At 68.2% G+C, this 22,489-nt stretch carries 12 protein-coding genes; 3 read left to right on the top strand and 9 right to left on the bottom strand.

Annotated features, from left to right (window positions below):
- Positions 1-69: 69 nt before the first annotated feature.
- The 8 genes from RTU05_RS06275 to galA form a co-directional block, all read right to left on the bottom strand.
- Complete coding sequence (locus tag RTU05_RS06275; RefSeq protein WP_312596643.1) at positions 70-3,063, bottom strand: TonB-dependent receptor; 2,994 nt, start codon at positions 3,061-3,063, stop codon at positions 70-72.
- 86 nt (positions 3,064-3,149) lie between these two features.
- The gene (locus RTU05_RS06270) at positions 3,150-4,148 is read right to left on the bottom strand and encodes a FecR domain-containing protein (RefSeq protein ID WP_312596641.1); all 999 of its coding nucleotides are present in this window, start codon (positions 4,146-4,148) and stop codon (positions 3,150-3,152) included.
- Between the two features lie 87 nt (positions 4,149-4,235).
- On the bottom strand, positions 4,236-4,814 hold the full coding sequence (locus RTU05_RS06265; protein WP_312596639.1) for an RNA polymerase sigma factor: 579 nt from the start codon (positions 4,812-4,814) through the stop codon (positions 4,236-4,238).
- A 45-nt stretch (positions 4,815-4,859) separates the two neighbouring features.
- Positions 4,860-7,610 carry a TonB-dependent receptor gene (locus RTU05_RS06260; RefSeq protein ID WP_312596637.1) on the bottom strand — a complete coding sequence of 917 codons (2,751 nt, stop codon included), beginning with the start codon at positions 7,608-7,610 and terminating at the stop codon, positions 4,860-4,862.
- 143 nt (positions 7,611-7,753) lie between these two features.
- Complete coding sequence (locus tag RTU05_RS06255) at positions 7,754-9,586, bottom strand: Ca2+-dependent phosphoinositide-specific phospholipase C (RefSeq protein ID WP_312596636.1); 1,833 nt, start codon at positions 9,584-9,586, stop codon at positions 7,754-7,756.
- A gap of 201 nt (positions 9,587-9,787) precedes the next feature.
- Positions 9,788-11,203, bottom strand: coding sequence for a glycosyl hydrolase 53 family protein (locus tag RTU05_RS06250; RefSeq protein WP_312596634.1), 1,416 nt, complete (start codon positions 11,201-11,203; stop codon positions 9,788-9,790).
- Positions 11,204-11,241: 38 nt separating this feature from the next.
- Positions 11,242-13,875 (bottom strand): TonB-dependent receptor, encoded by a 2,634-nt coding sequence (locus RTU05_RS06245; protein ID WP_312596632.1) that lies wholly within the window; start codon positions 13,873-13,875, stop codon positions 11,242-11,244.
- 25 nt (positions 13,876-13,900) lie between these two features.
- On the bottom strand, positions 13,901-16,276 hold the full coding sequence (gene galA / locus RTU05_RS06240) for a beta-galactosidase GalA (RefSeq protein ID WP_312596630.1): 2,376 nt from the start codon (positions 16,274-16,276) through the stop codon (positions 13,901-13,903).
- A 3-nt stretch (positions 16,277-16,279) separates the two neighbouring features.
- On the opposite strand from galA, the gene RTU05_RS06235 reads away from it, so the two are divergent.
- The 3 genes from RTU05_RS06235 to RTU05_RS06225 all read left to right on the top strand — a co-directional run bounded on the left by RTU05_RS06235 (position 16,280) and on the right by RTU05_RS06225 (position 22,081).
- Positions 16,280-16,447, top strand: coding sequence for a hypothetical protein (locus tag RTU05_RS06235; protein ID WP_312596628.1), 168 nt, complete (start codon positions 16,280-16,282; stop codon positions 16,445-16,447).
- 386 nt (positions 16,448-16,833) lie between these two features.
- Entirely contained in the window at positions 16,834-18,591 is a 1,758-nt protein-coding gene (locus tag RTU05_RS06230; protein ID WP_312596626.1) for an ATP-binding protein, read from the top strand.
- 187 nt (positions 18,592-18,778) lie between these two features.
- Positions 18,779-22,081: a S8 family serine peptidase gene (locus RTU05_RS06225; protein WP_312596624.1), complete on the top strand. Its 3,303-nt coding sequence runs from the start codon at positions 18,779-18,781 to the stop codon at positions 22,079-22,081.
- 72 nt (positions 22,082-22,153) lie between these two features.
- Here RTU05_RS06225 and RTU05_RS06220 read toward each other — a convergent pair.
- Positions 22,154-22,489 (bottom strand): hypothetical protein (locus RTU05_RS06220; RefSeq protein ID WP_312596622.1); only part of this gene is annotated, 336 nt, incomplete at its 5' end.

The following is a 22,489-nucleotide window of genomic DNA, read 5'->3' as shown; positions in this document are numbered from 1 at the left end:
TCGCCCCATGGCGCGCCTTGCGATGGATGACGGTGCGAGCGCTCGATCCGCCTTCACACCGGAAGAAAGCTACCAGTTGAATTCCAGCCCGATGGAAAACTGTCGGCCCGCCGAACCGAGCTGGAGCAGACGCGTCGTGGAGTCTTCGTAGGCCAGGTCGCGCGTGTCCGTCAGGTTGGTCGCCGCGATCGACAACCGGGTCCGCTGGTCGATCCGATAGGTCGCCTGCGCGTCCATATAGCCGGCCGGCCCGATGACGAAGGCCGAGACGCCGCCGCCCTGAAGGTCCGCCTCGGACCGGAAGGCCGAGCGCCATGACCACGACAGGTTCACCGCCAGAGGCCCGTGCTCCAGATAGGGATTGATCGACCAGGCCAGGTCGGACACGCCCGTCAGCCGCTCGCCGCCCGCCAGCCGGCTGTGGGTCCAGGTCGCGTTGGCCCAGACGCCGAGCCCGCCCGGCAGGCGCCGGTGCAATCCCATCTCCACCCCGTCGATCCGGGCGCGACCGACGTTGTGCGGCCGCGACATCAGGACGTCGGCGTGGACGGCGACGCCGGTCTGGGTTTCGAAGACCAGGGTCTCGGTCGCCGCCTCGGCCTGGATGAAGTCGTCGATGGTCTTGTGAAAGGCGGCCAGGCTGAAACTGGTCCGGCGGCCGGTGATCTCATAGGAGACGTCGAGATTGGTCGCGAGATAGGGCGTCAGCGAGGGGTTGCCGCCGACGCCGCTGAAGATCACCCCCGGTTCGGGGCGATCGACCGCCGCCTGACCGCGCACGGCGATGGCCGAGACCAGAACGCTGGCCGGCACGGTGGAGGCGCGAAGATCGGCCAGGGACGGGCGCGTCAGGCTGCGGGACGCGGCCAGCCGCAGCATCTGGCCGTCGCCCATATCGGCCGCCAGGTTCAGGCTCGGCAAAAGCTGGGTGTCGCGGCTGTCGTGGGCGACCGGCCGAACCTCGGCGCGCCCCTGGGCGTCTATCATGCGGGCGCCTTCGACGCGGGTGCGGGCGCGCACCAGCCGCAGCCCCGCATTGCCGGACCAGGCCAGGCCCGCGCCCGATCCTTCGAAATCGAGCCGGGCGTAGACGGCGCCGATCCGCTCCTGGACGCCATAGCTGTTCTGCAGGTCCGTGCCGGTCGCGACCAGATCACCGGGACGGAACACGACGTCAGCGCGCTCGCCCGGCGTGGCGAACGCCGCCCGCACGCGAGCGAAGTCGCTGACGATCCAGGGGCCGGGACGTGCGCCGACCAGATCCGAAAAGACATCGGCGGGAACGGCCGCATCGAACAGTCCGGCGATGCCGTCCGCCTCGTTTCGCAAGGCGGCGCGGCGGTCGCGCCGTTGATAGTCACGGCTGCGTCGGCCCCACTGCGTCCCCAGGCGCAGGCTGGTGAACCGCAGGCCGCCCGACCCCCAGTCCAGCCGGCGCCGCACGTCCACAGCGGCGGTCATGTCCTCGTCGCGCGACTCCACCGCCCGGATCGCCAGCTGCGCCAGCGTCAGCCGCGACGGGTCCAGAAGGTCGAAGTCCGTAGCCAAGGTCGCGGCTTTCCGCCGGTCCGCCGCATCGGCCAGATCGAAGCCGTAGCCTACGCCTGCGGGCGACTGGACCGACAACCGTTCCAGAGGCGTCTCCAGAACCGAATGGGCGCTGGACAGGCTGATGCGCGGGACCAGGCGCCAGGCGCCGTGCTCGATTTCGGCGCCGATGGAGGCGGCCAGGTTCAGGTGCGACTGGTCGGAGAATTCGGTGTTGTTGTCGATGCGGCCATCGACGACCCGCCCGGCGACGACGACGCCGTCGCGCACCTGGACGGCGCCGCCCGGCCGCGTCAGTCGCTCGCCCAGGCCGAAGACCAGCCGATCCTCGCGTATGGCGTTGTCGAAGGTGGAGGCCAGGGCGTCGACGTCGAAGCGGACGCCCGGCCTGGCCTGCCAGTCGGCGCCCAGGAAGGCGCTGCGTCTGCGGCGATCTTCCTGTTCGACTGTGGTTCGCACATCGTTGGGAACGGCGATCGTGCGCCCGTCCAGCATCTGTTCGCCGTAGCGCATGATCTGGAAACGATCATAGCGCACCGCCCGGCCTTCCTGAGACAGGCCCGCGACCACGCCGAAGGCGCCGTCGGGCGACACCCAGCGGCCGGCCAGCGATCCATCGGGGCCGAGATCGGACCGGCGCTCGGAGGTCTCGGCGCCCAGCCGCGCCGTCAGAAAGGCCGCGCCGTCCAGACCGCTTTGCGTCTGGATGTCGATGTTGGATCCGATGCCGCCGTCGGGCAGGTCGGCGGCGGCGGACTTGGTCAGCCTGGCCCCCGCCAGCAGGTCCACCGACAGGGCGCGGAAGCGGAATTGACGGCCGCTCTGCGTCGAGTTGCGGATATTCTCGTTGAAGGCCACCGGCGCGCCGTTCAGGGTCACGGACTGGAACAGCGGGCCCAGGCCGCGCACGCTGACGAACTGGCCCTCGCCGACCTCGCGCTCGATGGCCACGCCCGGCACACGCTGAAGCGCCTCGGCCAGATTGGCGGACGGCAGGTCGCCGATCCGTTCGGCCGACACGCCGTCGGAGATCACGTCGGCGTCACGCTTATGACGAAGCGCGCGGTCGATCTGGTCCGACAGTCGCCCCACGACCTCGACCGCCTCCACCTCGGTCGCGGCGACGGGCGCAGCGACGCGGTGCGTGGGGGCGGGGCGCCGGGGCTCGACCCACAGGCGCACGCCGCGCGCGCCCACGAACCGATAGCGCAGATCGGTGCCCTGCAGCATGACGACCAGCGCCGCGCGCCAGCTCATGCGGCCGTGGACGGCGCGGGTGCGGACCTCCTGACCCGGACGTTGCACGAAGGCCAGTTCGCAGCCCGCCTGAAGACACAGGTGCAGCAGGGCGGACTGCGCGGCCTGGCTGTCGATGTCGAAGGTCTGGATGGCGGGCTCTGTCTGGGCCTGCGCCGGGTGGGCCGCCGCCAGAGAAAGCAGGAGACCGGTCGCGGCCAGTGTCCGACCGTCGCCGCGTCGCGCGCCGACGGGCAGCGATGCAGCGAGCGATCTCAACGGCGGGCCTCGGGCAGGACAGGAACCGTGAAGGCCTTAACGCAGCCGCGTGACAAGTCCGCGAAGCGTCGGGATTGCGCCGGGGTCTATTCGCGCCTGACGATCCGGCGCCCGTCGTCGGCGGTCTCGATGCGGATGGGCAGAAGCGCGGTCAGGCGCTGCTCCAGCGGTTGCGGGCCCTCCAGCGGCAGGACCAGGGTGACGTGCGTGCGCCTAAGGGCGGGGTCGGCCAGGATCAGCGGATGATCGCCATAACGGGCCGCCGCCGCGATCACCTGCGAGAGCGGCGCGTCCAGGAACACCAGCCGTCGCTGGCGCCAGGCCGTGGTGATGTTCACGTCGGCGCCTGTCTTGCTCAGACCGGGTCGTCCCGCGCGGAAGTCCGCCCGTTCGCCGGGCGACAGGACCATCGCGTCGTCCAGCGCGTCCTTGGCGCCGACATCGCGCGTCGAGATGGCCACACGGCCTTGCAGCAGCGACACCTGGGCCGCGTCGCCGGTCAGGGCCGTCACGAACCGGGTGCCGGTCACGATCACGCGGCGATCCGCGACGGCCACCTGGAAGGGGCGCGACGTGTCGTGGGCGACGTCGAAATAGGCGGCGCCGCGTTCCAGCGTGGCGCGTCTGGCGTCGCGTCCCAGGGCGACGCGCACGGCCGAACCGGCGTCCAGCGTCATATGCGATCCGTCGTCCAGGGCGATGTCGGTGATCCTGCCCGGCGCGCCTTCGTACAGGCGCGCCTCAGGAACGGCCGTCGTCATCGGGACCACGAACACGGCGGCGACCGCTGCTGCGACCACGCCCCCGGCCAGGGCGCCGGTCAGGACGGAACGCCGGACCACCGGCGTTCGACGCGAGGATCGCAGGGCCGCGAGGTCGTCGGCGAAGGCGCCTTTCAGCGGTTCCAGCGCGGCTCGATCGGCCTTGGCCTGCCGATACTGACGCAGGTGATCGGGGTCCGCCTCCAGCCAGGCCAGCAGGCCCGCCTGATCGCGCGCGCCGACGCCCGGCCGCGCCATCCGGGCCAGCCACGCCTCGGCCGTCCGGGGACGTCGCGCGATCAGAATGTTCAGGCGCTGCAGCATCGGCGTGGCGGTCTCCTCTTCACCGGGCGTCGCGGTCCGCCGTCGCGACCCGTCTCGAAATCTACAACGATCCGAATGGGCGACACCTCAGTCATCGCGCGATTTCTTCAGTTGACGGAGCGCTTCGGCGATGTGTTTCTCGACCATGCTGACCGAGACGCCCAGCCGGCCGGCGATCTGACGATAGGTCAGGTTCTCGAACCGATGCAGCAGAAAGGCGTCGCGCGTCCTGGGCGGCAGGGCGCGGATCACGGCGGCGGCGGCGGCCAGGTTCTGGCGCCGTATCAGCCCGTCTTCGGCGTCGGGCGCTTCGCTGGCGATGGCCTGGGGGCCGTCGACCAGGTCGTTGATGTCATGCGGACTGCGCCGCGCCGTTTCCCGTCCGGCGGCCTTCCAGCGGTCCAGCTGAAGGTTGCGCGCGATCACGAAAAGCAGGGGCCGAGAATCGGCGCCGCCCAGGTCGTGGCCCGCCCGGTGAAAGCGGACGAACGCCTCCTGCACCACATCCTCGGCGTCGGCGTCGCCGCGCGTCCTGCGTTGCAGATAGGCGATCAGGTCGGCGCGCAGCCGTTCGATCTCGCCTGCCGTCGAACCCTGCGGCGCACGCGCAAAGACGCCCCCTCCGGCGGAGGGAGCGTCTCGGCGAGGCGAGCGCGCGGGGATCACGCGCCCGCCAGCCGGTCGGGGTACGACGTCAGGGTCACAGGTGCGTCAGAACTCCAGCCGAAGCCCCAGATTGATGCGGCGGCCCGACAGTTCGTACATCGTCGGGAAGGACGGGTTCATCGTATAGCCCTTGGTCGCCTCGTCGGTGACGTTGATGCCTTCCAGATTGATCTGCAGCCTGTCGGTCAGATTGTAGCTGGCCGACATATCCAGCTGGCCATAGCCTTCGCGCCAGATCGGATACATCTCGTAGCCGATGCCTTCGACGTATTTGTCCTTGTAGTTATAGGACGCCCGCGCCTGGAACCTGGCGTTCTCGTAGAACAGGGTGACGTTGTAGGCGTTGTCGGCCAGGCCGACCGGCGGGGTGGGGATGCCCAGTTTGGACGATCCGGTCAGCGAACTGTCCAGCACCGTATAGTTGGCGTTGATCCCGAACCCTTCCAGCGGCGCATAGAACTGTCCGAACGGCACGATGGCGACCAGTTCGACCCCGCTGACCTCGTAGGAGCCCGGCTCGTTGATCGGCTGATAGACGTCGAAGGTGTAGACGCCGTCGATGGTGCCGTTGGCGTTGTATTTGGTCACGTTCGGGACCGTGCCCGTCAGGGCCTGGCGCACCACCCCCTCGATCTCCTTCCAGAAGTAGGAAACCGCCAGCAGGCCGCCGTCGCCCAGATATTGCTCCAGCCCGACTTCCCACTGTTTGGCGTAGGTCGGCTTCAGGTTCGGGTTGCCGTCGGTGAAGCGGAACGAGTTGAAGCTGGCCGTGCGCTTGTAGGCCAGATCGGTCAGGGCCGGACGGATCAGGGTCTCGGACGCGGCGGCGCGCAAGATCAGACTGTCGGTCAGGTCCGCCGTCACGTTCACGCTGGGCAGCACCTTGTCGTAGCTCCCGTCGCTGGACACCGGATCGGACGTATAGCCGGTCGTACCGTTCGGGTTCTGGATCTGGTGATAGCCCGAGGAGGTGATGGAGGTGTCGATGTAGCGGGCGCCGCCGTTGACCGAGACCGGCACAGGACCGACGTCGAAGTTCAGGTCGGCCATGGCGTAGAGGGCCAGCACCTTTTCGGACACTTCATAGTAGTCGCCGACGTTGAACGGCGTGAAGAAGCCGTCGTAGCGGAAGGTGCGCCGGGCGTAGTCGTTCGACACCTGGCTCCAGCTCAGGTCCCGCACCCGGAAGCGGCCGCCGGGCACCAGATCGCCGATGGGCGTCAACTCGCTTTGCGACATCGGCCGGTTCAGATAATCGACCCGGCCTGCAGCCGTTCCTTGCACCTTGAGTTCGCCGTACTGGCGCTCCTTGGACTTGTCCGTATAGCGCGCGCCGATCTGGATGCTGGTCAGGGCCGGGAAGACGTCGAGACCCAGATATTTGGTGAAGTCGATCTGGGCGGCGTATTTGTCGTCCTGGATGTGTTCCAGCGTCGTCTCATAGGCCTCGAACAGATAGCGTTCGGGGCTGTTGTACATGTCGATCGAGGCCGGGTTGGCGCTCTTGATCGTCTCGCCGCCGTCCGCCGTCCAGCGGGTGCGCGACGGAGCGTAGGCGACGTGTTTCAGATTAGCGTAATCCAGCGTCTTCTCGGCGCCGGAATAGCCGGCCAGGGCGTGCAGCTTCCAGCTGTCGCCGCTCCAGTTCAGCTCGGTCCCGAACTGGCGATAGTCGGTCTCGTTGATCTGCTCCTTAGAGAGCATCTCGTGCTGGGTGGCGGTGTAGGAGACGTCGCGCAGCACCACCATGCCGTACTCGGCGAGGGTGGTCTTGTCGTACTCGTGGATGGTCTCCAGCGTCGAACGGCTGGAGGCCGAATAGGCCGCCGCGTCATACTGGTCCTCGGTGGCCTCGTAGCGGCCGATCAGGGCGTCGAACGCCAGGCTGAAGTTGGATGACGGCCGGTATTGGAGCGACACGGCGCCGCCCCACTGGTCCTGGGTGTTCAGATAGGCGCGGTCGCCGACCTTGTCCTGGAAGATGATCCGGTCGGTCTCGGCGGTGTTGGCGCGGTTCTGGACCACTACGCCCGCGTCGCGCGCCAGCACGGCCTGGGCCTGGGCGCCCCGCGCGCCGGTCGATGTGGCCAGAAAGCGCGTCAGCGGACGGAAGTTGATGCCCGATTCCGAGTCCGTGCGGTTGGTGCGGCGCGCGGTCGAGAACGACACCAGACCGCCCCAGTCGCCCCAGGTGTCGCTGGCCAGGAACGACAGTTTGGGATCGGTCTTCTCGGAGATGGAGTTGTAGGCGCCCTCGGCGGAGGCCACGACGCGGCGACCTTCATAGTCGAAGGGGCGGGCGGTCGAGATGTTGACCGAGCCGGCGATGCCGCCTTCCTCGTCCGCAGCGCGGGGCGACTTCTGCACCGTGACCTGCTGGATGATCTCGGAGGCGAAGATGTCGAACTCGACATCCCGGCCGCCGCTGCCCGAGGCGGTCGCCAGGCCGTTGATGGTGACGAAGGTGAACTCGCTGGGCAGGCCGCGCACCGACACCCGCTGGCCCAGGCCGCGATTGCGTTCGATGGTCACGCCGGGAATGCGTTGCAGCGCCTCGGCCAGGTTCTGTTCGGGGAAGTTGGCGACGTCGGTCGCCACGATGGAGTCGGAGAAGCCGACGCCCTTGCGCTTGATGTCGACCGCCTGCTCCAGGCTGCGGCGATAGCTGCCGGTGACGACGATCTCGTCGACCTGGGCGACGTCCGAAGACGTCGGGGCCGCGTTCTGCGCGAAGGCGGCGAACGGCGTGGCGGCCGCGACGACCAGGGCCGTCGTGCCGAGGATGTGGTTCTTCATTTGGACTACCCCCAGAGAGCCTGGCGCGCCTCGTGGCGAGACGCGCCGACCGGCCCCGTGGCGTCTCACGCCGGCCGATCTAACGCCCTCAACGACGGCCCTGCGCGGTCCCTCAGCATGTGACAGTCGATTTCACTCAAGGTTCACGGCGCTGTCGCGTTCGGGGCCCGAACCTGCGCGATTCCGGCCTTTGCGAGCGCCGCCTGAACCTCGGCGCGAGCCGCCTCCATGTCGCGCCGGAACACATCGGACCGCTGCTCGGCGCCATAGATCACCGCCCCCGACAGGATGCCGGCCTCCACGGCGCTGTAGGTATGCGAGCCGCAGACGAACCGGCTCTCGGCGAACTCACGCCCCCGCGCATAGAGGGCGTCGGCCCGCTGGGGCGCCAGTTCGGCCAGGATCATGGCGATATGCATCCCATGCGCCGAATGGCCGGACGGATAGTCGGGATTGCCCGCCAGGTGATCGGTCTTGGCCTCGCAGATCGGCAGGTCCGTGCCGAGGTAGGGCCGCTTGGTCCCCCAATGATCCTTGGCCACGCCGACGACCGACCGGTCATTTCCCGAACGGTCCAGCAGGGCGGTCAGCACCGGCGCCGTCTCCGGCGTCAGGCGCACGCCCAGGGCCTGGGCGAAATGGTCGTATTTGTCGCCCGAAACGTCCGCCGTCGCCAGGTCCCAGCGCGGCGTGCCCTGCAGCGCGCGGGTCTCGCGGAACACCTCGGCATTGGCGCGGTCGCGGGGCGATCCCGGCGCGGGCGGCGGGGCCAGGACCGTCGTCAGGTCGGGCCGATCCGCCGGCGCCAGATAGCCGCGCACAGGGGCGCCCGTCACCATTTCGACCGCCAGGCCGTCGCAGCGCGCCGCCGCCCGCACCGGATTGCAGGCCGCCGCCTCGGCGCCCGGCAGACGCACCTCATAGGTCGGGAAGCGCGGGTCTGCCCAGTAGTAGTCGGTCGACACATATTGCGCCCCGCTGGCGAAGGCGGCGGTGCGGCGCGACACGTCGGCCGTCCTGGCCTCAACCGTGTCGGCGTCGGCGCGGGTCCGCACGATGAAGCCCCGGCGCACGGCTTCGCGAATGCGCGCCTGCTGGCCCACCGGATCGTTCAGCGTCAGATAGGCGGCGGCGGGGCTGGTCTCGTCGGTGTTCACGAACATCGCCCGGCCCTGAAGCGACGGCCGGCCTTGGGCATAGGCGGCGACCTTTTCCTGGCCTTCGTCCAGGGCGAAGAAGACCTTGCCCCGCGCGGCGCCCAGCGTGGCCCATGCGCCCGCCGTCACAGCCTCGCGCAGGGTGGCGTGGCCTCCGCGCACCTGATCGGGGGTGATCAGATGTCCGGCGTCGAACACCGAGCGGATTTCTGTATCCAGCGCATCCCAGGCCGCCCCGTCGAAGTCCAGCGGCGCGACCCCGCCGGGCATAGAGGGCGAACCCGTCTTGGCGTTCAGCAGGATCAGGATCGGCGCATGATCGGGATGGGCCGCCGACCAGTCGCGAATCTGCGTCAGACAGGCGACGAGGGTCAGGCAACTGCTGCGGAAATCCACATCGGGCATATGCAGCACCTTGAACCCCGGCCGCGCCATCGCCTGCTGGAAGGCCGCGCCGACCGGCGCGCCGGCGCCGCGCCCCAGCGCCGACAACGGATGGGCGTAGCGACCGCCCTGCGGATCGTTCAGCACGTCGATCTCCAGCTGGCGCGCGCCGGCGTCCAGCAGTTCCGCGAGCGGCCGGTGGGCGTAGTCCAGGCCCGACGCGCGCGGATCGACCGCCGTCATCGCCGCCAGCTCCGCCTCGGGAATGGCCAGCTTATAGGCGTTGTGGGCGCCGACGGCGGCGATGTCGTTCATCCGCAACGTCCGGTCCATCCAGGCCGCGGCGCAGGCGTCGCCCCCTGCCGCGCGCACATCGGCGGCGGCCGGGTCGCAGGCGGTCGCGGCCAGAAACAGGGTGGCGAGAAGGGCGCTCATGATCGATCTCCGTGGGACGCCGCCAGACATCGCGCGTCCCTCAAACAACGATCCTGAACCACGCCTCCTCAACAGCCGTGTGACGCCCAGGCGAGCGAACCGCCGCACAGGGGCGGGAAATCAATCAGGCCGGCATGACGCCGGCTCGCCGGGGCCTGTCAGGTCGAGCCTATGCCCGCCGGGCGCGACAGCGATATCGGGTCAATGCTGGACCACATAACTTGCGCTGAAGCCCTGGCCGGTGACCGTCGCCTCGATCAACTGGCCGTCGCCAAGGACGCCGCGATCGAACGGGCGGCGGTCATAGACCTGGAATCGCAGGGTCGCGTCCGGCTGGACGGTCGTCGTGTAGCGATAGAGGGTCGGGTCCTGGGCGTCGGGCGCCAGGCGGATCGCGATGTCGTTGGCGCCCAGGAAATCGCCCCATAGCCACAGCGGGCCAGTGGCGCCGGCGGGACGTCGCAGCGTCAGGGTCAGGGGCGCCGCCTCCCGATAGGTCGCCTTGGCGAAGCTGGCCGCCGGGGTCGCCTCGTTGCCGCGTCGCCAGTCGAAATAGGTCGCATTCTCCCAGTTGGAGCCCTGGCCCCATCGGGTGGAACAGGGGGTGGAGACCCAGGCCGGCTCCCAATAGACCACGCCCACGCCGCCAGCGAACTTCACCCGCTGGGTCAGGTCGACCATGTATCGGCGCTGGCCTTCATAGGTGGCGGGATAGTCGGGCAGCAGGGAGTCGGCGCCCAGCAGATTGGGCGAGGCGTCGGCGGCGTCGGTGGTGAAGGGATAGGCGGTTTCGACCACCACCACCTCGGCCGGATAGCGATGCCGCAGGCGATTGATCGTCTGCTCCAGACCGTCCAGATCGCGCGTGGACCATTTGCGATAGTAGCTGAGGCCGATCAGGTCGAAATCGCGCACCCCGTGCGACCAGGCCGCCGCGAACCAGGGCTCCACATTCTCGGGCTGGGCGATGTGGAGCATGACCAGAGGCTGGATGGCCGATTGGGCGCCGGCGTCGCGCACGGCCTTGATCCCGGCGTTCAGCAGGGCGGCGTTGCGCGGCCAGTCGATGCCGGGACGGGTCGTCTTCCAGTCCGCCTCTCCCATCAGTTCGGGATTGGTCTCATTGCCGACCTGGACCTGATCGGGCATCAGGCCCTCGGCGTCCAGCGTGCGAAGGGTCTGGAAGGTGTAGTCGTAGACCGCCTTGGACAAGGCGGGCGTGTCGTCGCGGATGGATCGCCAGGCGGCGGGCACGATCTGCTTGTCGCCGTCGGCCCAGTCGTCCGAGTAGTGGAAGTCGAGGAGCACCTCCATGCTCGCCGCCCGGGCGCGCCGGATCGTCTGGCGCACGTCGTCCAGGTCGCTGTATTTCGTCCATTCCGCGTCGTGCCAGAGGCGCACCCGCACCAGGTTCGTGCCCAATTCGGCGAACAGGGCGTAGGGGTCGCGGGCCTGACCGTCCTTGCGATAGACGGCGCCGCAATCCTCCATTTCGTTCACATAGGACAGGTCGGCGCCGAAATAGAATGGCGGCGTCGGCTGGTGCGCCTCCTCGGCCTGCGCGGGCAGGGCGAGGAGGGCGACGAGGGCGGGCAGAATCAAGCGACGGATGGTCATTCTCCGGTGGTCATAGGCCAGGGCGCAGCGGCGCCGCCTCAGTAGCGGAAGGTGGCGTCCAGGCTGAACCGGCGTCCGTAGCGGCTGTCGCTGGCCAGACGATTGGCGGTGTTGTCGTAGTGAAGCCGCACGCGCTCGTCTGTCAGGTTGCTGGCCTGGAACCTCAGGCCGACCTGGGAGGTCAGCTGGTAGGAGGTGCTGAAGTCCAGGGTCTTTTCGCTTTCCAGGGTCCGAAGCGCGGAGCCGTCCCAACCGGTGATCACGGTGAAGGGGCTGTGATATTTGAAGCCCAGTCGGCTCTCCAGCTTGCCGTCCGAATACCACAGGTCGACCGTCGCGGTCTCCTTGGCCAGACCCGTCGCGGACAGGGGATTGTTCGCCGGATAGAACTCCTTCAGGTCGGAATCCACATAGGCGAAGTTGGCGTAGACGCCGAAGTTCCGAAGCGCCGGGATGAAGCTGAACGGCGTCTGGAAGGTCAGTTCCGCGCCGGTGATCCCGCCGCCCCCGCCGTTGAACGGGCCGGTGACGTTGTAGGTCGTGCCGCCGATCGTCACGGGCTGGGTCGAATAGCCGATGTGGCTCTCGACATCCTTGTAATAGACGGCGGCGGCGAACAGGGCCTCCGGCGCGAAATACCATTCGTAGGACAGGTCGACCTGATTGGCGATGTAGGGCTTCAGCAGCGGGTTGCCGGCCGAGCCCGTGGGCGGGGGCGTGGTGTTGTACAGGGTGCGGCCGGCGCGCAGTTCGTCCAGCGGCGGGCGCGCCAGCGTGCGGGCCAAGCCGAAGCGCAACTGCCGTCCTTCCGCCAGGGTCAGCGTCATGTTCAGGCTGGGCAGCAACTCGAAGTGGTCGTTATCGACGCTGACGGGGGTATAGGCGCCGCCGTTGACCGATTCCTGACCGTGGCTGGACGTCTCGGCCTGCACCGCGCGGGCGCCGACATTGCCCGTGAACGGCAGGCCCATCAGGGTTCCTGCGAACTTGGCCTTCACATAGGCCTCGGCCACCGTTTCCTTGACGGACCAGCCGGATTTGGGATCGGCGCTGTCGGCGGGCTGGACGAAGCCGCCGATGGCGGCCTTGGCCACGGCGTCGAAATCGCCGTTGATGAAGGACGGCGTATCGAAGTCCGGCACGGTGAAGCTGATCAGCAGTCCGGCCGGCAAGGTCGCGATGATCGGCGTCTGGGTCCAGAAGGTGCGGTCATAGGACTTGGTGCGGTCGGTCACGCGCGCGCCGAACGACAGTTCCGTGATCCCGCTGTCGGCCAGGTAACGAGTGGCGTCGAACCGGGCCGAGGTCAGTTCGTCCGACAGGTCGCCGCCGTCCGCCTGGGCCGGGCGATAATCCTGCAGCGGCTGACTGGCCGGGTTGCCGGTGTCATAGACGGCGTAGGCCGACGGCCGGCGTCCGGGGGTCATGTCGACGCCGGCCAGGGACGGATACTGTTCGGTGAAGACCGCCCGCCACAGGTTCTCGCGCTTGGCCGAGGAATAGGCGAGGTCGCCGACCAGGGTCCAGTCGCCCAGGCTCCACTTGCCGTTCAGGCCGGTGGCGAACAGCGTCTTGTCCTCGGTATATTTGGCGATGACATTGGTGACCGACGCATAGGGCAGGCGCGCCGCGACGACCGTGCCGTCGATCAGGTTGTAGGAGGCCTGCGGATCGCTGTAGGCCCAGGACGAACCGCCGCCCCAGTTGCCATAGGTTCCGTTGTTTCCGTACCAGATCTGGTTCTGGTCTTCGTCGATCTTGATGTCGGAATACAGGGCGTCGAAATTCAGTTCGAACCGGTCGGACGGCCGCCATTGCAGGGCGCCGTTGACGCCGTTGCGCGTCTCGGTCAGGCGCTTCACCTGGCTTTGCGCGCCGTAGAAGGTGGCGTCGGGCCGGCCGTCGTTGTTGATGTCGCCGGGCGAACCGCCGGTCGCCGCGTCGTTCCAGCCCCAGCCTTCGAAGGTCGCATAGCCGTTCTTCTGAACCTGACGGGTCAGCCCCAGGTTGAGGGCCACGGCGTCGTTGACGGCGTGGTTGACGTTGGCGCTCAGACGATAGCCCAGGGGGTCGTAGTCCGGCAGATCCTTGCCGGCGTCATAGTAGGCCGCCCCTGCCGTGCCCACGAAGCCGGGGCCACGATAGTCGAGCGGGCGGGTCGTGCGGATGTCGATCGTGCCGGCGATGCCGCCCGACACCAGATCGGCGGACTGGGACTTGTACACCTCTACGCCGGAGACGATTTCGGACGGGTAGATTTCCCAACGAATATTGCGGTCAGGCTCGGACGAGGCGACCTCGCGTCCGTTGACCAGGCCCAGCACCAGTCGCGGGCCCAGGCCGCGGATCGCCGCCTGGCTCTGGTTGCCGCGGTCGCGCGTGCCGTTGATGCCCGGCAGGCGCACCAGTTCTTCGGCGATGGTGACGTTGGGCAACTGGCCGATGTCCTCGGACGAGATGGCTTCGACCACCAGGTCCGAGCGTCGCTTGACGCCGATGGCGCTGCGCAGGGCGCCGCGAATGCCCGTGACCACGACCTCGTCGACCTGGGTCGCCCCATCGGACGGGGCAGCGGCCGGCGCCGTCGTCTGAGCAAGGGCCGGTGCGGCGGCCACGAAAAGCGCCGAGGCGGATACGCCGGCGGCGACGATGGTCTTGCGGTTGATGATCATGGAATCCTCCCCTGGTCGCCTGTTTTCAGGTCGATTGTCTGGTTTGTCGGGCGTCAAGCCGCAGCGAGTCGGGACGCAGGCCCCCAGCGCTGGCGGTGATGGTGATCGGGCCGCCCTGGCGGCCTGTCTGCAAGATGGCCTGGGCCAGGCCGTTGAATAATCGCCGCCGGTCGGCGCGGTCGGCTTCATGGCTGACCGGGTCGCCATTGCCGACGCCGATGACCCGGCCGTGGCCCGTCGTACGGAACTGAACCAGATCGGCGGCGCGCGGACACGGGCGGCCGCGGGCGTCCACCGCGTCGACGGTGATCATCGCCACGTCCTCGCCGTCGGCGACAAGCCTGAGGCGGTCCGCCGACAGACGCAGGGCGACCGGCGCGCCGGCGGTTTCGCGCCTTTGGGTCGTGACCAGCCGCCCGTCCTTCCACCCCCGCGCTTCCAGCACGCCCGGCGCATAGGCGACGGACCAGGCCAGGTGACGATTCCGCGTCACGGACTGGGCGCCCAGCGACCGACCGTTCAGAAACAGCTCGACCCGGTCCAGGTTGGAATGGACCCAGACCTCGATGTCCTGACCTTCGCGCCCTTCCCAGTTCCAGTGCGGGAACAGGTGCAGCATCGGCTCCGGCCGCCACCAGGCGCGGTAGTACCAATAGTTGTCCTTGGGGAAGCCGCAGGAATCCATCGCGCCGAAATAGGAGCCGACGCTGGGCCAGCGATTGTAGGGCGTCGGCTCCCCGCGATAGTCGAAGCCGGTCCATATGAAGCCGCCCGCGATGTAGGGACGATCCGCCGCCAGGGTCCACCAATCCTCGGCGGTCGAGGCCCACCATGGATGTTCGCGATCATAGGCCGGCACGATGTGACGGGCGGCGTCCAGCACATATTCGCCGCGCGTCGCGACGGTGCTGCCCGTCTCCGTGCCCATGATGGGCTGATCCGGGAAGCGGGCGTGATAGCCCTCCATCTGCGGCGTGCGATAGTTGAAGCCCAGGATGTCGACCACCCGCGACACCCCTTCGCCGAAGTCCTGATCCTTGGCCGCCGTGACGGGGCGAGACGGGTCGAGGCGATTGACGACCCGCTTCATGGTGCGGGCGATGGCCGCGCCGACCTCCGTCCCCTGGATGGTCTGTTCCTCGTTGCCGATGGACCAGGCGATGACCGAAGGCCGATTGCGGTCGCGCCGCACCAGGGTGGACAGCTCCTCCAACGACTCTGGATCGGAAGACATCCGACGGGTTTCGGCGATGACCAGCATGCCCAGCCGATCGCAGGCGTCCATCAGTTCAGGCGTCGCGGGGTTGTGGGCGGCGCGGTAGGCGTTGCACCCCATGGCCTTGAGCTGCTGAATCCGCCAGACCTGAAGCGCATCGGGTATGGCGGCGCCGACGCCGGCGTGGTCCTGGTGGCAGCAGGCGCCCAGCAGCTTCAACGGCTGCCCGTTCAGAAGGAAGCCCCGGCGCGGATCGAAGACGGCCGAACGGACGCCGAACGGAACATCGACGGCGTCGCGCGCCGCGCCCTCCATTTCGACCTCGACCGACAGCCGGTGAAGCTGCGGATCGGCCGGCGACCACAGGAGCGCCGCGTCCCACGCCAGGTCCGCCTCGCTGCGCCCCTCGCCCCAGGCGTCAACCGCGACCGACCGCTCGGCCCTGGCCATGGCCAGCCCGTTCGGCGCCAGAACCGTCATCCGCACCAGGGCCTGTCGGGGCGTGTCGGACTGATTGCGAAGGGCGACCTCAACCTTGCCGGTCGCGCCGGCGCCGTTCGGCGTCGCCTGAATGAAGACCCCGTAAGGCGCGACATGCAGCGGATCGGTCGCCGTCAACCAGACGTGGCGATAGAGGCCCGCTCCCTCGTAGAACCAGCCTTCGCCCAGGCTGGCGTCGACCCTGACCACCAGCCAGTTGACCTCTCCCGGCCTGGCTACGTCGGTGATGTCCACGTCGAACGGCGTATAGCCGCCCGCATGTTCGGCGACGATGACGCCGTTCAGAAAGACGATCACGCTGCGGAAGGCGCCGTCGAACGTCAGCCCCAGACGTCGGCCGCTCCAGTCGGCCGGAACGTCCAGTTTGCGACGATACCAGCCGACGCTGTTCTCGGGATGATCCCGCCCCAGGGCCTTGTAGCCATGGGCGGCGCGCGGATCGTCCTGCCCGTCCGCAGGCGTCGCCGAGCCGGGATCGTAAGGCAGGTCGATCGCCCAGTCGTGGGGGACCTGGACGGACGCCCAGCCCGAATCGTCGAAATCGGCCATTGCGGCCTGCGCGATCGGCGCCGAGTCCGAGCCGCCGACCTTGGCGTAGGTGCGCTGGTCCCGGCCGAAACCGAAATCCTTGTCCTGATCGGCGGCATGCCCCAGGGCGTGTTTCCATCCGAACGCCAGCTTCACCCGATGACGGCGAGCGCCCTCAAGCCCGACGGCGACCTGAGCGGCGCGTGCGACATCGGGGGCGGAAACAGCGGCGGCCATCGTCAGGCCCGCCGCCGCCTGAACAAGGGCGCGACGATCGACAACCGGCTGTCGCCCTCGATTATCCAAGTCGTCCCCTCCGCCGATTAAATCGATCATTCCCTACCTGCATACAGGATGGGGCTCACTATTCTGTCAATGAAATTTATTTCACAGGTGACGATTTGTTGTTGTGGCGCTTGTTGCGCTGGTTTGGGTTTATCGCGCCGCTGGCGTTTCGCGCGTCGAGCAGGCAGGCGGTTCCGGTGGCGAAGGCTGCGATGGCGATTACCGGAGCGATACGGCGCTGTGGTTGCTGCGCGCGCTGTCGGAGCGGGCGCTGCCGGTGCGCTCGCGCCACACGAGGATTTCTTTCTTAACGGATAAAATTTACGCTGATCCTGCTGCGGGGCGAGGCGCAGTTCGCATGGGGGCGTCCGGCCGGCCGCAGGGCCGTGCGGGCGGCAAATGGCTGTTTCGGCATGCAGGATATGAGTTTGGACGACGAGAGACCCGGCGCGACCTGGTTCGCGGCGATGGCGCCCCATCTGACGCTGGCGGCGCGTGAGCGTCTGAAGCAGACGCCGGTCCGCGTCACCATGGGGCTGCTGATCGCCTGGGTGTTCTGGACGGCGGGGCTGAAGGCGTTCGTCGGGCCCTGGCTGGCGATCAGCACGGCGGTGCAGATCTTCGAATATTTCGCGATGGAGCCGTACCGTCGCCGCAGCGCGGCGGCGTTGAGCGACGCGCGGCACGTGCTGACCGCCCTGTCCAGCGCGGGCGTGTTCTCGATCACCTTCGCCGTCGCCATCGCGGTGATGTGGAGCCATGGGGATCAGATCATGACCGCCATGGCGGTGATGGCCCTGGCCGGAACCCTGGTCAGCAATATGGTGTCCGGCATCGGATCGCAGACCCTGTTCCTGATCGGCGCCCTGCCGTATTTCGCCACCCTGATCGCCATGCCCTTCATCGCGCCCAAGCCCGCGTCGCCGGCTCTGGCGCCCCTGGTCGGGTCGGTGATCCTGCTGGTGCTGGCCGTCACCGTGATCTGGTCGCGACTGAAGTCGGCGCGTGCGCAGGAAGCCGCGGCCCTGGACGAGGCGCAGCGTCGTCTGGAACAGGCCGAGCGCGCCATGGCCGACCGCGCCGCCATGGCCGCCATTGTCAGCCACGAACTACGCACGCCCGTCAGCGCCATCCTGGCCGGCGCCCATGTCATTCAAAAGGGCGATACGCCCGAAACCACGCCCGAGACGGCCCAGTTGATCATGGACGCCGGCCGATTGATGACCGGGATGCTCAACGATCTTCTGGACCACTCCAAGATCGAGGCGCGCGCCATGACGCTGGAGGCCAGGGACTTCGATCTGGCGGCCTTTGTTGACGATACGGCGCGGTTCTGGGCGGCGGCGGCGGACGAGAAGGGGCTGCGGCTCAGCGTCTCGCCCATGGCCGAGCCGCTTTGGCTGAAGGGCGACCCGTTCCGGCTGCGCCAGATCGTCAACAACCTGATGTCCAATGCGCTGAAGTTCACGCCCCAGGGCGGATGCGTGACCTTCGGCGTGACGATGCGGGCAGGGGCGCTGGACGATGTGGCCGTGGCGATGACGGTCGCCGACCAGGGACCTGGGATCGCGCCGGACGCCATGGCGCGCCTGTTCTCGCCCTTCGCGCAAGGGTCGGCGCAGGTCGCGCGCACCTATGGCGGGACGGGGCTTGGGTTGACGGTCAGTCGCGATCTGGCGCGTCTGATGGGCGGGGAGCTTTCCGCGCGCAGCGAGGAGGGGCAGGGCGCCGTCTTCAGGCTGGAGATCACCCTGCCGCGCGGCGTTCCGGTCGATCAGGCACACAGGGAAGAGACCGCCCCGCCCGTGCTTGATCGGCGGTTGCGGGTGCTGGCCGTCGACGATCACGAGATCAACCGCCGCACGCTGGCGCTGGTGCTTCATCCCCTGGATGTCGAACTGTCGATGGCGTCGGACGGAGCCTCGGCCCTGGAAGCCCTGGCCGAACAGGTGTTCGATGTCGTGTTGATGGACGTCAACATGCCCGGCATCGACGGCAATGAGACGACGCGGCGCCTGCGCGCCTCGAACGGCCCCAATGCGGCCGTGCCCGTCATCGGCTTCAGCGCGGGAACCGAAGACGAGCAGATCGCCGCGACGAAGGCCGCCGGCATGACGGATTGGCTGGCCAAGCCGCTGGAGCCGTCCCGGCTCTACGCCGCGCTGGAGCGCGCGGTGCGGCAGTAGGACGATCGTCGTTCCGATCGCCGGCGTCGCGAGGCTGGATTTGATCCCCGCCCGGATAAAGGGGCTGCCCGCTCTGTGGCGGAAATGTGGTTGACGGGAGGCCCTGACGCGTGCGGAATGCGAGCCTGAATTGCGCCGTGGGGTTGCAAGCTTAAGCGTTCGGCGAAACGCCGTGGGGAGATATAGAGTGGCTTTCAGTTTCAAGCTCGGCCTGTTGGCCGCGACGGCGGGCGTGGCGATGCTGGCAGGCACGGCGGCCAGCGCCCAGACGACGACGGCGCCGACGCCGCCCTCGGGCGGCTTCTATATGGCCAACGGGACGCGCACGACCAACTATCAAACGGCGCTGGCCTCCTGGCGAACGGACGCGCAGTTCTCGGTCGACTATTCCAAGGGTTTCCTGGGGCTGGAACACGCCTACGCCATGGGGCTGACGGGGCGGGGACAGACGGTCGGGGTCAATGACGCGGGCGTCTATGTCGACCACCCGCTGTTCGGATCGGCCGGCAAGGTGACGGGCCTGCGCAGCCAGGCGATCGCCGGATACGGCAACGACGGCCTGATCAATCCGCGCCGCCGCTGGGAAGGCCACGGCACCCACGTCTCGGGCACCATCGCGGGCGACCGAGTGGCGGGTCAGCCGATGTTCGGCAACGCCTTCAACGCCAAGCTCTACGCCGCCACCGCCAACTTCTCGGCCGGCGACTTCCTGTGGTTCAAGGATGCGGTCATCGACGGCAAGATCGTCGCGACCCAGAACCAGAACATCGTCGATCTGGCCAATACCGGACAGGTGCGGATCATCAACAACAGCTGGGGCAGCAGCACCACCCTGCCATTCAACGCCTCGCTGCCGACCGTGCTGGCGTCCTTCAACCGCAACTACGGCGACTTCTACAAGCCCGTGTTGGACAAGGACGTGCTGGTCGTCTTCTCGGCCGGCAACGGCTATGGCGTTCACGCCGGGATTGATGCGGCGGCGCCGCTGAACGACCCGCGCCTACGCTCCAACTGGCTGTCGGTCGCCAACTATTCCAGCTTCACCGCCGCCGATCCCTCGACCAGCTTCTGCGGTCAGACGGCGACCTGGTGCGTCGCCGGACCGGGTTCGCAGGTGATCTCGTCGGTGCCGGCCTACACCATGGATCGCGCGGGCATTCTGGCGTTGTATCCGCGCGCCAACTATGCGGGCCTGTATTCGGCGACCACGGTCTCGGCCCTTCAGACGGCCTCAATCAATCGATTCTTTGACGTGTTGTATGCCTACTTGGATGCACGTGACGCAGGCGGTCCTGGTTACGACGAGGATGCATGGCGACGCGAAGTCGCGCGTCAAGCTGCGGCCATCACCCTGGTTTCGGGCGCCCGCATGGGCGACCCAGATGGCTTCACCTCGATCCTCGGGCAGCTGCTAACTCAGACCAGCAATATGGCGATCCTGACGCCGGCCTTCTCCAGCGCGGTGCTGCAATACGCCAACGACGAGCTTCAGCGCGTCCTGAACCAGTATATCAAATATACCGGCGCGGGTTACGCGGCCTATACCGGCACCTCGATGGCCGCGCCGAACATCTCGGGCTTCGCGGCCCTGCTGATGGAGAACTTCCCGGAGTATTCGACGGCCCTGATCTCGGACATTCTGGTGTCCAGCTCGAAGGACCTGGACACGCCGGGCGTCGATCTGCGCTCGGGCTGGGGCGCGCCGCAGATGGATGTGGCGCTGCGGGGGCCGACCGCGCTTCGCGACACCCGCGACGTCACCGTCGCCGTGGGCACCTTCGATGTCTGGAGCAACAACATCGGCGATGCGCGCGACCGCTATTCGGCCGAGGTTCTGGCCAACTTCGGCAATGACATCGGCGGCCTGGTCAAGAAGGGCGGCGGCCAGCTGATCCTGACCGGCGCCAACGACTATAGCGGCCCGACGCGCGTCGAGGGCGGTCTGTTGACCGTCAACGGCAGCCTGCTGCGCTCCAGCGCCACGGTCGGCGGCGTCGGCATGATCGGCGGCACGGGCCGGCTGCTGAACCTGACGGCGGAGAGCGGCGGGGTGGTCTCGCCGGGCGATGGCGTCAATCCGTTCGGAACCCTGACGGTCGCGGGCAATCTGAACTTCAAGCCGGGCTCCTTCCTGTGGATACGGTCCAGTGTGAACGGCGCAGCCTATTCGCGCCTGAACGTGGGCGGCACGACCAAGATCGACGGCGGCCAGGTCATCCTGAAGGCCGACAACGGCGAATGGAACCTGCGCACCCGGATGAACATCATCAACTCGACCGGGGCGGTGACGGGGACCTTCAGCGGGGCTCAGAGCGATCTGGCCTTCCTGGCGCCGGTGCTGACCTATTCGACCAACGGGGTGGTGCTGACGGTGCGGCGCAACGACGTGACCGTGGCCTCGCTGGGCCTGACCGACAATCAGAAGTCGGTCGGCGGCGCGCTGGACGTCATGATCAACAACACCTCGACCGGGGCCAACCGCGACCTTTCGCTGGAGAACGCCCTGCTGGACGCCAGCGTCCCGGCCGTTCAGGGCGCGCTGAGCGGCCTGACGGGCGAGGTTCACGCCTCGCTGGGCGGCCTGGCCGTGTCCGACACCCGTTCGATCCGCGAGGCCATGTCCGAACGCGGCCGCAGCCAAGGCGGCGCCGCGACCTATGCCGGCAACGGCGTTTCGGTCTGGGGCAGCGGCGTCTACGGCAATGGCCGCGGTTCGGCCCATGATGGGATCGCCGGCTTCCGCAGCGAAGGCTCGGGCTATCTGGTCGGGGCCGAAAAGGCGCTGTCGAACGACATGCATATCGGCCTGGCCCTGGGCGAGACGCGCTCGGAACTGCGGTCGTCGCGCCTGCGCTCGACCGGTCGGGTCAACAGCGAACAGATCGGCGTCTATGGCGGCGCCGGCGTGGGCGACTTCCAGATCCGCGTCGGCGGATCGTGGGCGAACGCCGACGTCCGCACCGACCGCACGGCCCAGCTGAACCAGTTCACCAACGCCCTGGTCGGCAACTATGACGGCAACGTCTGGCAGGCTTACGGCGAAGTGGCCTGGAGCCGGGCGGTCGGCGGCACCACCTTCGAACCCTACGGCGCCTATAGCCACGTCGAATACGACGCGGACGTCTCCGAAACGGGCGGGGATGCCGCCCTGTCGGGCAAGGTGAAGCAGAAGGCCGATCTGCTGACGGCCGGCTTCCGTACCCGCACCGTCCTGGCGGGCGACGAGGGGCGGCCGCGTCTGTCGGCGGTGACGCACCTGGCCTACACCCACGATCTGAACGGGGACGGTCCGGTGTTCGACGCGGCCTTCGCCGATGGTCCGCGCTTCCTGATCGACGGCGCCAATCCGGGCGACGACGTCGTCTCGGGCGGCCTGGCCTTCAACATCCAGGCGACCGAACGCACGGCCGTCGAGATGGGCTATAGCGGCGTCTACAAGGACGAATACCGCGACAACCGCATCTATGGCCGGTTCAGCGTCAAGTTCTGATCGAAGCTGCAGAACCGCAAGACTGTCGCGCCCCCGGTTCCCGACCGGGGGCGCGATTGCGTTTGGCGGGGATCAGTGGGTCTGGGCGGACAGGGCGTCGTCGTCCTGGGTGAAGGGGCGGTCGCGGTTCGCCAGCCGCTGCTCGACCCAGACGCCCTGAACCCGCGTCAGGCGCTCGACCGCCTGGACCGCGCCGCGCATGAAGGCGGCGGGCGTTTGGCCGTTAGGCGGCGGGGCGACGGCGCTCTGATCGCCGTGAAGCAGGGTGGCGGCGTATATGTCCAGGCGATGGCCCTGGCGCGGGCCGTCGCGATAGGGGAACAGGCACAGGGTGTAACGCTGCTCGACCCGGCCGGGGCGGCGCGGGGCGATGTCGGCGCGCCATCTGGCGCCGTCGCAAACCGCCGC

The sequence above is a fragment of the Brevundimonas sp. genome (assembly GCF_032017145.1).
GTDB lineage: Bacteria > Pseudomonadota > Alphaproteobacteria > Caulobacterales > Caulobacteraceae > Brevundimonas.
The sequence above is the reverse complement of the archived record's forward strand: the minus strand, read 5'-3'. Positions and strand labels throughout refer to the sequence as shown.